Genomic DNA, 13,385 nt, shown 5'->3' with positions numbered 1-13,385 from the left:
TTAGGGATGTAAATCACATATGATTTAGCATCCCTTTTTTAATTGTTATTGCATTGTTTAAGTACTTTTATCTAGTTAAATTGCAAAGGAAGAGAAAAAGAAAACAGTAAAAACACCAGCGCAACGATTGGGGATTACTGACAAAGTATTTGATTTAAAAGATATAATTTACTTTAGATAGTTCACTCAAATAATGGTGGACTATCTTTTTTAAAAGGTAAATGGGAATTTATGTTAAAATAATGATAGAGATTGTGAAAAAAATGTTCTTAAACTAACGGTCAGGTTACTTTAAGAAGGATTTTTCAAAGGAAATGTTGAATATCGTATTTTGAAGGAGTGATTGCAGTTGAGTAAGTAATTTTTTAAATCTTGGTTAAATACTTTGAAGGAAGGGATTTATAAATATGAATACAAAACTAATAATAGTAGAAGGTTTACCTGGATTTGGAAAATCGACCACTGCAAAGCTAATAAATGAAATTCTAAGCCAAAATAAAATTGAAGTTGAACTATTTTTAGAGGGGAATTTGAATCACCCCGCCGACTATGATGGTGTATCTTGTTTTAATAAATTTGAATTCGATAGATTAGTATCTAACAGTGGAGATTTTAAAGAAGTGCTTCTTAAAAGAGTTTTAAAAAAAGGAAGCAATTATTTATTACCATACAGAAAGATAAAAAATGAGTTTGGTGACCAGTTTTCGGACGAATTATGTAATGATATTTTTAAAAACGATATATATGAATTGCCATTCGATAAAAATGTTGAATTAATTGCTGACAAATGGAATGACTTTGCTGAAATTGCTCTAGAAGATAATAAGGTTTATATTTTTGAATGTTGTTTCATACAAAATCCATTAACAATTGGGATGATTAAATACGGTGAACAAAAAGAAAAAATAATAAATTATGTAATGAAAGTCGCAAAAATCATAGAGAATTTAAATCCAATGTTATTTTATGTAGAACAAGATGATCTTGAATTTTCATTTAGGAAGGCATTAAAAGAAAGAAATCCAGAATGGTCCACAGGAATTGTCGACTATTACACGAACCAAGGCTATGGGAAAGAACATAACCATTCAGGGGTAGAAGGAGCGATAAAAGTTCTTGAAGCTAGAAGGAATTTAGAGTTAGAAATATTCGATATGTTAAAAATGAAAAAAGAAAAAATCAATAATACAAAATATGAAATTGACTCATATAGGTCAATGTTAAAAGATAAGTTAACAATACAAATGGTGAAATAGCTTTTTACACTACCTGGTGCTTTAGTTGGAGAAGGAAATGAAAACGCTCAGAATATTTTCTGAGCGTTTTAGTTTGCTATTTATAATGCGAAATGCATACAAATTATTGTGTTATTTCAATTGATAAACATAATGCTCCAATTATAAATGTTTTTTCAAAATGAATCCTCTTTAAAACGTGTATGTAACTTTAATCTAATTAAAAACAAAGGTTTTATTCGAGTTTGGAAAGAAAGGAATAGCAATCAACCGTTGCTATTCATCCAGCTTCTACTATATAATAGCTATAGTCTATAATAATTGAGTCGTAATATGCGATTTTTTAAGACAATCGGTGAGAAAACGCTGAAATAAGCGGTATTAGTAGGAGGACACAAATGATTACAGTAAGTAACGTTAGTTTGCGTTTCGCGGATCGCAAATTATTTGACTCCTCTATAAAACCTATATAAACCCAGTTATAACAACCTCTAGTTTGTGGTTCTGCTTTATTGAATCGTAAACTGGAGGTTTTTTTAATGGCTAAAAAAAGTAAAACGAAAAGAAATTTCAGATTATCTATGGAAGAATTAGATGTTCTCGGAGAATTGGAAGCAGCCGAGGAATATATCGAGAGTTGGGAGGAGGCTTTTGGACTTTTTCATAAAGCGGGCATTTTAAAAGGATTGAGGGAAGCGACTTTATTTCACTATCAAGCCCAATTGAAATCACTTTTAAGGGCATTACCTGTTGGAATTAAGCCATACGAGGTAACGAAAGAACATATAGAGGATGCTATTGTATTCTGTAAAGTAAAAAGAAATTTGCAGCCATCAACAATCAACATTGTAATAAGGGCAAATAAAACATTTTTTAAATTTCTATTTGAGAACAAACATATTCCCATAAATCCAATAAAAGATATTAAAAAATTAAAAGCCCGTGCAAAAGAAGTTGAAGTTCTTACGCCAAAACAACTCAAAACTTTACTTTCTAAGGTGGATAGAAAGACTTGGAATGGTATTAGAGATTATGCCATTTTATTAGTTTTAATAGAGACAGGATTAAGGCAAAATGAAATATTGAATCTTAGTGTATTAGATGTAGTATGGGAGCAAGATTTATTATTAGTGAAACACACTAAAACTTATCATCAAAGAAAAGTACCGATTACAGATAATACCAAAAACGCACTAAAGCGATGGTTACTGATAAGAGGGGAGGTGTATACAAAAAGATTGTTTTGTGGAATATCTGGAAAGGCTTTAACAAATAGTGGATTAAGACAAATGATTTATAAGTATGCCAAATTAGCAAACATTCAATCTAGGTGTAGCCCTCATATTTTTAGACATACATTTGCATCCATATATTTAAGGAACGGTGGAGATTTATTTTCACTACAACAAATAATGGGTCATAGCGATATTACGATGACAAGGAGATACACGCATTTTATGTTTGACGATATAACAGAATTACATAAAAAATACAGTCCATTAAGGAAATTAAGAGATTAATTAAAAAAGTCCCCAGCGCCAACTGAAGACTCAAAACTACACACATCTAAACTGAATACAGGACAAGCCGTATCAGTCCGATCATCTACTTTGCAGTATATCGAAAAAATTCGAAGATTGCAAGGCGTCTTTAGTAATGTCTTTTTAGGTACTGATGCGGTAAGTCAAAATGCGGAAGCCGTACCGCTATAAAAACGTAAAAGGGTAGCTAGACCACCGCAACCACTAGCGCTATACAACTCAACGCATATCATTCCCCGTGCGTCGTATAGGTCTAGGTGGTGACTGCCGTTAAAGGTCAGGGTGGAAATACGTTGTTACTACGGTAACAGGGTGTATCGAAAGATTTACGCACTACGGGACGTTTTGTAGTGTAGAAAGTCGATATGTGCGAAAGCACAAGGACGGGGAATGCGTTACTGAAAACCTCACACGACGAGCCGACGCTAGTTGTTAACGCCTTACCTCTATTCGCATTGATATATACGAAATCTGACGAAGTTTAAATGCTTTGTTATTTTTTATCTATGCGAAATAGGGGTTCAAACTGCGCCCAGCTTCCTACAACTTCCTCGCCTTTGCTAGTCGATGCGTCACCGATCGTCAATAGCATAAATTCGGTATGAACGCCACTAGCGGAAGTTAGCTGAATATTGGAGGACAACACAGGCGCTATAAAAGGTGGAAGACTTACGCATGGAAAACAGGCTTACTATAAGACAATACGCAAATGAAGGCGAAAATATAAAAGAAACATTGAATAGAATAGCGATACTAGCCAAAAAAGAAGTTGAAGATTATTATATAGGAATATACAATGATAAATATAGAACGAGGATTGAGGCGCATTACATACCGTTAATAGAAAGGTTAGTCAACGATAATTGGCATCGTATAAACAATGAGATTCATTTCATTGATGATTGTTTCCGTAGAATAAGATATGCAATTAGAACGTTTGATGTAGAGCGAGGAGACTTTGACAAAAGAGTGAAGTACTTTATCTATCGATCGTTACGAGACTATTGTGGAAGAAGGGGAGAGAAACGAGATAAGTTAACGCTTATAGAAGATAGTAACGTGTTTAGAACGGCGGGGGAATGTACAGATACCACCGAAAAAAAAGCGATCTATAATGTAAGTACATACCAAGAGACTTACGTAAGGTTATACGAGACCATATGCGTGAAGGAAATAGATTTTATTGTACTGGACGCAATGATACATACGGCAAAGTATTATGAAAAGGTTACGGAGGCTGAAATCTCTAGAGCATTATCGAAAAAGACGGGGCGATCATTTGATTCTGCTAGAGGTACGATAAGAGGTTTTAAGAAGAGACTACGTAAAAGGAACGTCAAAAGAGAGGATATTATAGCGTGAGAAACAAGCGTAAATTATATTCGCATTCGTATTTATGTGCGCAGCGAAGGCGTTCGGCAATCTATATGTAGCAGCATTCGGTGTTGTAGTCGGGTTATCGGTAGGTTTGGTGTTTGTTACTGCGATGATTGGCGATTTTATACGGAAGAGGAAAGAAGAGGGGGATGTATAAAGGTTAAAATCGCGATGTTTCGATTGCAATTATTACAAAAAAATATAGAAAGAAGGAATCAAAATGAAAAAGAAATTATTAATCGGCGGTATGATTATTTTAGGGATCGGAGCTTGTAACGCCCTCACTGGCGGCAACTCTATCAAAGATACGGAAAAAAGTGCAAAAGTTAAACAAATCGAAGAAACGTCGAAGCGCCTAAAACGCGAAGAAGCTGCAGCAGAAAAACAAAAAGCGGCGGAAAAGGCGAAGGAAGAAGAAGCAGCACGAATCGCGAAGGAAAAACGCGAAGCAGCTAGAGTGAAACCCGATCATTTTAATACGTGTAATGAGCGCGGACTATATTGTAACCGTGGATTATTGAACCGCGACACATTCGATAGATTGACGATAGGTGACACGACGGAGGCAGTCGTTAAAAAACTATCTAAAAACGCTAATCACGCTAGTAAAACTACGATGCTCGATGTCGAAGGCATTGAATACAATTTCTCAAATGGCGTAGCGATGGTAAAAGCATTCTTCGTCGATGGAAAACTATATTATGCAGATCATGCGATTAGTGATACGCGGAACGGTACAGTCAAAATAACTACGTTGGATAATAACGGGAATTTTACGGAGGTAGAACGATGATGAATGCATACAATAGAAATAATGCTTTAGTGGAAGCTATACAAGATGTGTGATGCCATCTATCGAAGTATATACGACTAGATACCTGATATATTACGAGAGTAATTGTTAAAAGATTTATTACTTACTGGTTAATCACTCGCTAGAATAGGGCGACACCATACGCAGAGAAGGCGCGGCATACGTCGGGAATGTTCAACGAGAATTTATACAAGAAGGAAGAAGCATATGAAAACATGGATAAAAAGATTATTAATAATTGGCGGTTTCGTCGTAGTTATTCCAGTATCATTCGTACTAGGTGCGATGTCAGTTCATTTTGACGATAGCTACTGGAATGACATGCGTCAGGAAGTGAAAGCCGAGATCCTAGCCGATATGGAAGGCAAAACAGTCGAAGCTGCGGTCGATACATCGAAAATCGAGCGTATGGAAGATATTCCGAATATAGAAGGCATGAAAGCTGCACCGACAAGGGCGCAGTTTAATCAATTGATCGGCGTAACTGATTTCGCAAAGGCACAAAAAATCTTAAATTATGGTGGAATGACGTCGGACAAAACTGCATTCAATGACGAAGGGCACACGGTATACTTATTCGCGAGCCTAGCCGATAAGGATGGTGAAAAGTTTACGATCAAAGTTAAGAACGATACTAATGAAATTGTATCAGTTGGATCGGATAATTTCGGAACACTAGTCGGAGGAAAAACCGTTGATCAGATTATTAATGAAAATACATCGGATCTTGACGCGGATTAAAAACGATATAATATCGAAATTCATGCGGACACCACACGAAACACCGCATTATAAAAGGATACATCGTATTAAATGGCGCTAGGACTAACCATCTTAGCGTCTTTTTTTATGAATTCGTATATGTATAATTTTTATATGCTAAGCGATGCAATTACGTATGTTAATCGTTGGGATATCGTATACTAATCGACTGTACACTAGCTAGTAATATAGCATAGTATTTGGTCTAGTTGTAGTCGCTTCGATTGGCGATTTTATACACAAGAGGAAGGAAGAGGGGGCGCATAAAGATTTTACGCGAAGAAAATAAAATTAGGGGATATACAGACGGCACTTAATACATATATCCGTGTGCTGCCGACGATGCAGGGTGAGATGTTTGGTTGACGAAATGCCATTCTTAAAATATTTTTATATGTTAGAATGAATATATAGATATATGTAATGGAGGTAGAGGATGGATACTATTTTTTCAACAATTAATGAATATTTAAATTTACCTAAAACTAATTATGCGATTCAGTTGAATGGCCCATGGGGAATTGGAAAAACGTATTATGTGAAGGAAACATTAAAACATAAAATAGAAAGTTTGGATATTCCAAATAGTAATGAGAAGTATCGATTTATTTACATATCATTAAATGGTGTGAAAAGTGTTGGGGAAATAGATGAAAGTTTATTCTTGAGTTCAACTAATGAGTATGGAAATAAAGCATACAGGTATACTAAAGTGGGATTAAGAGTTATTGGAAAAGTGCCTGGATTAGGAGTAGGTTTGGCAAAAGGAATAGAGGATGAAGCGGAGAATATCGCAAAGCAATTTACTAACTTGGAAAATGCAGTTTTATGCTTTGATGACTTGGAAAGAATTGATCGCACACTTTCAATCCAGCAAGTTCTAGGTTATATAAATACGAATTTTATTGAACACGAAAATATAAAAACTTTATTTATATCTAATGAAGATCAACTACATGATAATGAACATTTTAAGTTAATAAGAGAAAAGGTAATTGGTAGAACTATAAAATACGAAAAGACAGTTGAAGAAGTGTTACCAGAATTTATCAGTAATATTTATGGAGAAAGCAGTGCAGTAAATCGATTTTATAAAGAAAATAATCAATTAATATTACAAATAATAAATTTTGCAACAAAAGAATTTAATTTAAGAACATTAAGGTTTGTTTTTGATAGCTTTTTACAAGTAATTAATAAATGCGATCAGACTTTTCAGGAGAATAACAATAATATTTTACTCTCTATTTTTGCTAATATACTTTTAATTTCGATTGATTACAAAAAAGGGAAATTAAATAGTATAGAATCCTTGGAATCAATATATGATTCTCTCTATTGGATTTTATATAGGTATGCAAGATAAGGATGATAAAAAGGAGCTAATTTACTCAAAAGAATTTTATAATAAGTACCTTGCGCAAGAATCTCCTGTAAGTAGGTATATTAAAATGTATAAAAGTATAGGGGAATATATTTTTACAGGACATTTAGATATAGAAGTATTAAAACAAGAAATATTGGAGAAACATTATAAGACAGAGAATAAAGAAGAAGTAGCAGTTAATGTCCTCTATTTTTATGAGGATGTTGAATTAGATAGGCTTAGAGAGTGTGTTGAAATTGTAATTAAAGGAATTGAGGAGGCGTATTATTCGCCTAAATTGTATCCAGGGATTTATAAACTATTGATTGAATTTATTGATAAAAAATATATCGAAAAAAATAAGACAGAACTATATAAGATTTTTGATTATGGATTAGATAATGGACTAAATAAACATGAGATGCCACTACATGAAGCTAGGCTTAATAGATATTTCGAGAACGAGTGTGAGGATGAAAATTATAAAAAACTTGTTTGTAAAATAAAAGATAAAAGAGTTGAAATTATTAAATCACAAAAAGAGGCTCTGTTCACTGAATTTTTAGATGTTTTGAAAGGGAAAGATGAAGAGAAATTATTGCAGTGTTTTTCTAAGCTTGAAAGTGAAAAAAACTTCTTTGTTGCTATTGACCAAGAAAAGTTCAGTAGTGAGATTATTTACATGCCTAATAAAGGTATAAGTATGTTTGGGAAATTATTACAAGATAAATATTTAAGGATTAGTAATGCAAGGGATTTCTACAGTCATGAAGTAGAGGAAATAGAGGCTTTTACTTTAAAAGTTGAAGATAAGTTAAAAGAAGCAGCAATAGACCCGTTGAAGAAAGATTTGGTGCTAAGATTGATAGAAAACTTACGGAAAGTTAAAGCACATGTTTCAAGGCTAGAGGTAGAATAAGTAGCGGAATGGGGAGACAACAGTTTCCCTTCTTACACATAGAAGAAAATATATAATATTGACTTCCAAACGCTTCCCATTTCTTCCGTTTTTTAATCACTATACGCGATCATTTCGAGACTTTTAACGACATGTATAGCGACTGGTTTTTACGCAATATAGAAGGAAATGGCTATGGTGTTTACGTTATAAAATTAACTGTCACTTCGGATGCTCTACTGGAAAGATAACCATGTAACAAAAAAGCCGCTATCTCAAGCGGCTTTAATCGTTTTATGCTAGTTTCAGAAATCACTTTACTGTTACGAATTCATTTACAAGTCTGGATCTACCTTCTTTGGGATACGCATGTCTTTCCAGAAATTCTTGATGCCATGTTCTATCTTGGACGTTTAAATCCTCTATTTTATAGCCTAAATAAGTGTTAAATTTATCCCGATTCAATTTAATTTCATGAACTAATCCCTTATAAGGAATATTGATCGAAACGTTATCTAAAAACGAAAACTGGCGTAGTAGGCGAGCGCTTTCTTGAGTTAGTATTTTATTAATCTTGTCGCCTGTTCCGAAATATTCTTCGTATGCTTTAGCGTCATTACCCGTTTTTTCATTTAGTGCAACGTATTCTTCGAAAGAATTAACGTATTGAATGTTGACGTTTTTAGAATCCTCGCTTATACATACTTCCTTTAGAAATGGGCTTCCTTGTATATTCTTTATGTACAAACGTAATGTGGGATGTCCTTGTGTAGCATCGATTACCCATGTTTTCCCTATCTTTTTTGATACTACATCCCCTTTTGCGCATAGATTTTTTATGTATCCAGGCGATAAGTCCCATAAAACCGCAGCTTCTTCAACTCCAATTACTTTATTTAAAATCATTCGAATCCTCCTAACGAGTGCGTTACCGCACGTTTTTTGTTGTTATTCACATATTAACATGCGTTATCGCATTTGTAAAGCGATTAATGTATGTACAATATTAATAATTGAGATGGTAGAGTGCGAGTCCGTCCGCATCAAGATATTAATCGTATTTCTGTATTAGAATGTAGCGCAACAAACCGATTTACAAATATTTGTAACGGAATGTAGGATCCTCCATCGATTTAACCGCAATATGAATCGTATAAGTGTAGTCGTTTGTGTAAAAATGTAGTCAAATGTAGCGTAATGAAGTGGAATGTAAACTATACGCTTATTTGACGTAAAGTAACCGAATCCCCTGCGGCTCTAAGCGTTAGACATACGCGAATTGACGTAAGTGCGTTTGCATTTGTATACAATTTCGAGAAAAATTTTCGCATGGATTACGGTAGATTAACGTTGAGTTTTCGCCTTTATACTAGCTGGAAAGGGTCGAAGAAAGACCGATCTCAAAAACCAGGGGGTGCAGCGAGACGAGTTTCATGATAAATAAAAAGACCGACCAAAAGCGGCCGATCCTTCACGCATTATAATACGAATTCGTTTAAACTATTTTCGATTTCTTCGCTAGTAATTCCGATATATGTCAATGTAACTTGTGGGTGTGAGTGGTTTAATATCGTTTGGAGTTTCGCAACGTCCTTCGTTTGCTTATAGAACCAATAACCGAACGTTTTTCTCATCGTGTGAGTTCCGATGCTTTCTACTTCTGCGAATTCAGCGGCTTTTTGTAACTGTCGATATGCCTGCGTTGTCGTGATCGGCTTATCACCTTTTCTTGACGGAAATAACCATTCACTATCGTTAGCCTTCGCATAGGCTTGTACTTCTTCGTATATGTTTAATAGATTAACTTCACGGACTTTCTTTGTTTTTCCCTCTGAAACCTTTACGATCTTTCTACGAATAACATCCGATGTTTTTAACTTCAAAAGATCTCCGACACGTAATCCCGTATTAATACCAATAAGGAATAATATGTAATCCCTTTCAGAGCAATGACGTTTCAAAGCCCACTTCATATCCTCTATTTGTTGTTTACTGCGGATTGGCTGCACGTCCTTAATTTGATTCATGTTTCTTTTCCTCCTATTATAAGGCCTCTATTTATAAGGATCTGAATGTACGTTTTTTTAATGTGTTTATAGAATATCATATAAACGCGTACGCATCAATAATAACAATGAAATGAATGTACGTTTTTAAGTAAATTCATACATTCGGCCAGGACCGCAACTTATACGAAGATAGGCCCGTATATATCTGCGCAATATCTATCACCAGGCCGTACGCTCATACATAACCAGGGCGGCCATACCTATCGCAAGCAGTTGGCGTATATCCCCGACATATAACAGGGCACTATACAAGGCCGTGTATAGGTTGCACGGTACGTCGTATATACTTCGAATACTATTGCGTTGCTAAACGTTTAGAAAGCATTGTCGAAGAGATATGAACGCCTATCGGATATCTGTCGCAGTCTATTATATATAAGTAGCGTGACTTATGTCTGTATACTATCGTGTCGGCTGCTGCTGCAATGTATCATGTCATCGATCATCGTGAGTGGCTGCGCTCTTTCTTTGATCGTTCTTCTTTCTTCTTATTAAAATTACGTGAGCGAAAAGAATTATTGTTTCGTTTGTTTGATTGAAGTCAATCGAAGATCGTTCGATGTTAGTTGCGCTCTTTCTTTCCTAATTAAAAAGAACCGTTGATCAATCGAATCGTTTTGTTTAATCGTTTGTCAATCGAACTTCATTTCGTTTGTTTGTTTCGTTATTTGTTTCGTTGTTTGTTTTTCGTTGTTTAAATCAGCGATTAAAAGTTTTTCTTGTTTCGTTGTCGCAGTCGAATCGGATCAAATTGAATCGAAGCAAGCGGACCAGGCACGGCGATCCCAAATCGAAATCAAGTGCCATACCTCCAGGCCACGGGCCGAAATCCCTTGCAGCTGCTGCCAGAACAAGCGCGCACAATTTTTGAAGTCGGGGTGTTAAACCGCGCACCAATTGTCGCCAATCCCTTCGAAATCCGTCGCTTATCCTATCGACTTCCCTTCGCCACTTATCTATATATCAATTTAAAGACGTCTATCGACCTTTCTGCGCATTTATATAAAATTTGTTTGTATTTGTGTTATATAGATGGTTAACGTGCAGTAGCATCGAATCTCGTAAGTCGTTTTCGTAGTCTATCGAATCTATTTTACCCAGGCGTTCGAAGCTCGCTAATATATCGATCGTAATTTTTACGCGCATCAGATTTTTAAAACCAGGGCGTTTTTATTAACCCAGTTTCGGAAACGGCCGCGCCTATGTTTTTGTAAGCGAGAAGAAGCTGAGAAGAAACGCAAAATAAATTGTACGGACGCAGCCCCAAACGTATAAGTGAGAGCATCTATATTAAAGGCGGCGAGCGGCGATTATTTATATAAAAGATCTCGCTATTAATCAATAACCTAGTATGCGTAGAGTGAGAGTATTCTTTTTATACTCGAAACTCAAATAAATAGATAATGCTTTATAAATAATGATTTATATAATGCTTTATTACGTAATCGGAAAAGTACAACACTAAGCATCGGAAAAATACTATGTAACATTCGGGAAAATACTAGGTAGTATTCGAAAAGATCCTAGCATCGAAAAAAACTACCTAACAGGGGGAAATCGATAATGAATCAGATCAACGAAACCAGCCAACAGGAAGAAAAGAAAGATCCAAAAAGAAAGGCATTAATTTCAGCAAAAGAAGTATTCAAGGAACACGGAGAGCAGCCCGAATATAACAAGGAGAATTTTAACGACGGGGTTCGATTCATCCGTACACCAGCGGATCTAAAGCATTACATGTTTATGTCTGACTACGGCGTGAAAGAGTCTACATTGTGGCTATATCTCGTAATTGTCGATAGATACAACGATTTATACGGATATGCATACCCGACTCAAAGCCAGTTAGCATTCGAAATGGGCCGAAAGCCAAACGCGATAAAGCAAAACTTGCGTGTACTCGAAAACGTCGGACTGCTTAAAACGGAAAGCCGCGGCAAGGGTTTCGCTAATGTGTACAAGCCACTAGTACCGATGAAACTCGAACGAATGTTAAAACTTTTCCCAGCTGCGAAAAAGAGATATGTGAAATTGCGGAATGATTTAAAGATATACAATAAAACGAATCTTGATCGAATGCCCAAACATATGCAGCAGCGCCGAGAAACATTATTAAAAGAAATTCAAAATCTTAAAGGGGATAACTAAAAATGAAAACAAATACAAAAGAAAATGTAAATGAAAATATCATCTACGAGAAGTCACTACGTGAAGAAATCGGAAAACACCGAGATAAGGCGTTCGATATTATCAATAAAGTAGGCGGATTAATGCTACTAGATAACGAGAGTTTGGCACTTCTTAACGAGGTTGCAAGATTCTATAATGCAACTAGAGACACAATTAAAATGCTTATTAGAAATAACAAAAAGGAATTTCAAAAAACAGGGGTTAAAGTTGTATCAGGTAGGGATGTTATCAATTCTGTCGGTAAAAATAATTTACCAACAGAAATCGAACAAAAGAACGGGTATAAATTAATCACTATCGGCGAACGATCCGCAAAAATAGCGAACGGAAGAAACACGATGCTCACAAAAGATTCGATTATTCGCGTTGGCATGATGCTGAGGGATTCAGAGGTTGCCCGAGAATTCCGCGATCAGGCAACCGAAATTCTAAAAAGGGCGGATGTCAACACGATTGTCGAAGTTAAAGACGATCAGCTACGCAAAAAAGCCGAATTGTACGATGAAATGACCGACGGTGTACCGAAAATGGCGCAAGAATCGTTATTAACTACGATTGAACATTATCAAACTACGGTTAGAGAACTAGAGCGAAAAGCTGAACAAGAGTTACAAGAAGAAAGAAAAATAACGCAAGATGCAAAGGCAGCACGGAAGAAAGCCGAAGAAAATACGAAGCTATTCGAGCAGTTAGCAACCGAAACTGGCGAAAAACTCGAAAGTGTAGTGAAAGATTTAGAAAAAGCGCGTAGAAAATCGGATCTATTTGATCGGTATATCGATAGTGGTCTAAATATGACGCTACAAGAATTCTGCAAACGATACCTAGACGGCATAAAAACGAAATCGTTTATTGCGTGGTTGCAATCAGACGGGATTTTATACGAAAACAGAAATACAAACGCAGTATATCGAACTAGAAAAGGTTTCGAACAGTGGCTCATTAACGTACCAGTTAAACAGTATAACAATGCAATGAAAACTACATTAATGATTACGCCTAGTGGAGTGGTTAAATTGGCACAAAAATATGTAGGTGATCCGCGTTTAAATGAATCCTGGATAGAGTTCGGAAATTGATCGGAGGTTTTAAAAGTGAGAATCAATGGCGAAGTAAACCAAAGTAATATCACG

At 35.5% G+C, this 13,385-nt stretch carries 13 protein-coding genes; 11 read left to right on the top strand and 2 right to left on the bottom strand.

Going from position 1 to position 13,385, the window contains the following annotated elements; genetic code table 11:
• The first annotated feature begins 407 nt into the window (after window positions 1-407).
• The 8 genes from BLT20_RS11740 to BLT20_RS11710 all read left to right on the top strand — a co-directional run bounded on the left by BLT20_RS11740 (window position 408) and on the right by BLT20_RS11710 (window position 8,014).
• Window positions 408-1,256, top strand: a complete 849-nt coding sequence (locus tag BLT20_RS11740; protein WP_001093195.1) for a P-loop NTPase family protein — start codon at window positions 408-410, stop codon at window positions 1,254-1,256.
• 518 nt (window positions 1,257-1,774) lie between these two features.
• Entirely contained in the window at window positions 1,775-2,755 is a 981-nt protein-coding gene (locus BLT20_RS11735; protein ID WP_001085686.1) for a tyrosine-type recombinase/integrase, read from the top strand.
• Window positions 2,756-3,451: 696 nt separating this feature from the next.
• Window positions 3,452-4,138 carry a hypothetical protein gene (locus tag BLT20_RS11730; protein WP_000431570.1) on the top strand — a complete coding sequence of 229 codons (687 nt, stop codon included), beginning with the start codon at window positions 3,452-3,454 and terminating at the stop codon, window positions 4,136-4,138.
• Between the two features lie 34 nt (window positions 4,139-4,172).
• The gene (locus BLT20_RS30575; protein ID WP_002025952.1) at window positions 4,173-4,310 is read left to right on the top strand and encodes a hypothetical protein; all 138 of its coding nucleotides are present in this window, start codon (window positions 4,173-4,175) and stop codon (window positions 4,308-4,310) included.
• Between the two features lie 63 nt (window positions 4,311-4,373).
• Window positions 4,374-4,946 (top strand): hypothetical protein, encoded by a 573-nt coding sequence (locus BLT20_RS11725; protein WP_000727990.1) that lies wholly within the window; start codon window positions 4,374-4,376, stop codon window positions 4,944-4,946.
• A 228-nt stretch (window positions 4,947-5,174) separates the two neighbouring features.
• A complete protein-coding gene (locus BLT20_RS11720; protein ID WP_000860453.1) occupies window positions 5,175-5,708 on the top strand; it encodes a hypothetical protein in 534 nt (177 codons plus the stop codon).
• A gap of 457 nt (window positions 5,709-6,165) precedes the next feature.
• Window positions 6,166-7,095: a P-loop NTPase fold protein gene (locus BLT20_RS11715; RefSeq protein WP_073339210.1), complete on the top strand. Its 930-nt coding sequence runs from the start codon at window positions 6,166-6,168 to the stop codon at window positions 7,093-7,095.
• Complete coding sequence (locus BLT20_RS11710) at window positions 7,055-8,014, top strand: hypothetical protein (RefSeq protein ID WP_073339208.1); 960 nt, start codon at window positions 7,055-7,057, stop codon at window positions 8,012-8,014. The genes BLT20_RS11715 and BLT20_RS11710 overlap by 41 nt, the downstream gene beginning before the upstream one ends.
• A gap of 291 nt (window positions 8,015-8,305) precedes the next feature.
• Here the strand turns inward: BLT20_RS11710 and BLT20_RS11705 are convergent, their stop codons facing one another.
• Together BLT20_RS11705 and BLT20_RS11700 are read right to left on the bottom strand one after the other, a co-directional pair.
• On the bottom strand, window positions 8,306-8,899 hold the full coding sequence (locus BLT20_RS11705; protein ID WP_000602689.1) for a helix-turn-helix domain-containing protein: 594 nt from the start codon (window positions 8,897-8,899) through the stop codon (window positions 8,306-8,308).
• 572 nt (window positions 8,900-9,471) lie between these two features.
• Entirely contained in the window at window positions 9,472-10,020 is a 549-nt protein-coding gene (locus BLT20_RS11700) for a tyrosine-type recombinase/integrase (RefSeq protein ID WP_001071818.1), read from the bottom strand.
• A 449-nt stretch (window positions 10,021-10,469) separates the two neighbouring features.
• Between BLT20_RS11700 and BLT20_RS31030 the strand changes: the two genes are divergently transcribed.
• The 3 genes from BLT20_RS31030 (at window position 10,470) to BLT20_RS11690 (ending at window position 13,331) form a co-directional block, all read left to right on the top strand.
• Window positions 10,470-10,601 carry a hypothetical protein gene (locus BLT20_RS31030; protein WP_002025953.1) on the top strand — a complete coding sequence of 44 codons (132 nt, stop codon included), beginning with the start codon at window positions 10,470-10,472 and terminating at the stop codon, window positions 10,599-10,601.
• A 1,024-nt stretch (window positions 10,602-11,625) separates the two neighbouring features.
• On the top strand, window positions 11,626-12,210 hold the full coding sequence (locus BLT20_RS11695; RefSeq protein ID WP_001071849.1) for a helix-turn-helix domain-containing protein: 585 nt from the start codon (window positions 11,626-11,628) through the stop codon (window positions 12,208-12,210).
• A gap of 2 nt (window positions 12,211-12,212) precedes the next feature.
• A complete protein-coding gene (locus tag BLT20_RS11690) occupies window positions 12,213-13,331 on the top strand; it encodes a phage antirepressor KilAC domain-containing protein (protein WP_073339206.1) in 1,119 nt (372 codons plus the stop codon).
• The last annotated feature ends 54 nt before the right edge of the window (window positions 13,332-13,385 follow it).

The sequence above is a fragment of the Bacillus sp. cl96 genome (assembly GCF_900100505.1).
Taxonomy (GTDB): Bacteria; Bacillota; Bacilli; order Bacillales; family Bacillaceae_G; genus Bacillus_A; species Bacillus_A cereus.
The sequence above is the reverse complement of the archived record's forward strand: the minus strand, read 5'-3'. Positions and strand labels throughout refer to the sequence as shown.

Bases quoted from the DNA above. Each gene is read 5' to 3' on its own strand.
- BLT20_RS11740 (WP_001093195.1), top strand. From the start codon at position 408: ATGAATACAAAACTAATAATAGTAGAAGGTTTACCTGGATTTGGAAAA.
- BLT20_RS11735 (WP_001085686.1), top strand. From the start codon at position 1,775: ATGGCTAAAAAAAGTAAAACGAAAAGAAATTTCAGATTATCTATGGAA.
- BLT20_RS11730 (WP_000431570.1), top strand. From the start codon at position 3,452: ATGGAAAACAGGCTTACTATAAGACAATACGCAAATGAAGGCGAAAAT.
- BLT20_RS30575 (WP_002025952.1), top strand. From the start codon at position 4,173: ATGTGCGCAGCGAAGGCGTTCGGCAATCTATATGTAGCAGCATTCGGT.
- BLT20_RS11725 (WP_000727990.1), top strand. From the start codon at position 4,374: ATGAAAAAGAAATTATTAATCGGCGGTATGATTATTTTAGGGATCGGA.
- BLT20_RS11720 (WP_000860453.1), top strand. From the start codon at position 5,175: ATGAAAACATGGATAAAAAGATTATTAATAATTGGCGGTTTCGTCGTA.
- BLT20_RS11715 (WP_073339210.1), top strand. From the start codon at position 6,166: ATGGATACTATTTTTTCAACAATTAATGAATATTTAAATTTACCTAAA.
- BLT20_RS11710 (WP_073339208.1), top strand. From the start codon at position 7,055: ATGATTCTCTCTATTGGATTTTATATAGGTATGCAAGATAAGGATGAT.
- BLT20_RS11705 (WP_000602689.1), bottom strand. From the start codon at position 8,899: ATGATTTTAAATAAAGTAATTGGAGTTGAAGAAGCTGCGGTTTTATGG.
- BLT20_RS11700 (WP_001071818.1), bottom strand. From the start codon at position 10,020: ATGAATCAAATTAAGGACGTGCAGCCAATCCGCAGTAAACAACAAATA.
- BLT20_RS11695 (WP_001071849.1), top strand. From the start codon at position 11,626: ATGAATCAGATCAACGAAACCAGCCAACAGGAAGAAAAGAAAGATCCA.
- BLT20_RS11690 (WP_073339206.1), top strand. From the start codon at position 12,213: ATGAAAACAAATACAAAAGAAAATGTAAATGAAAATATCATCTACGAG.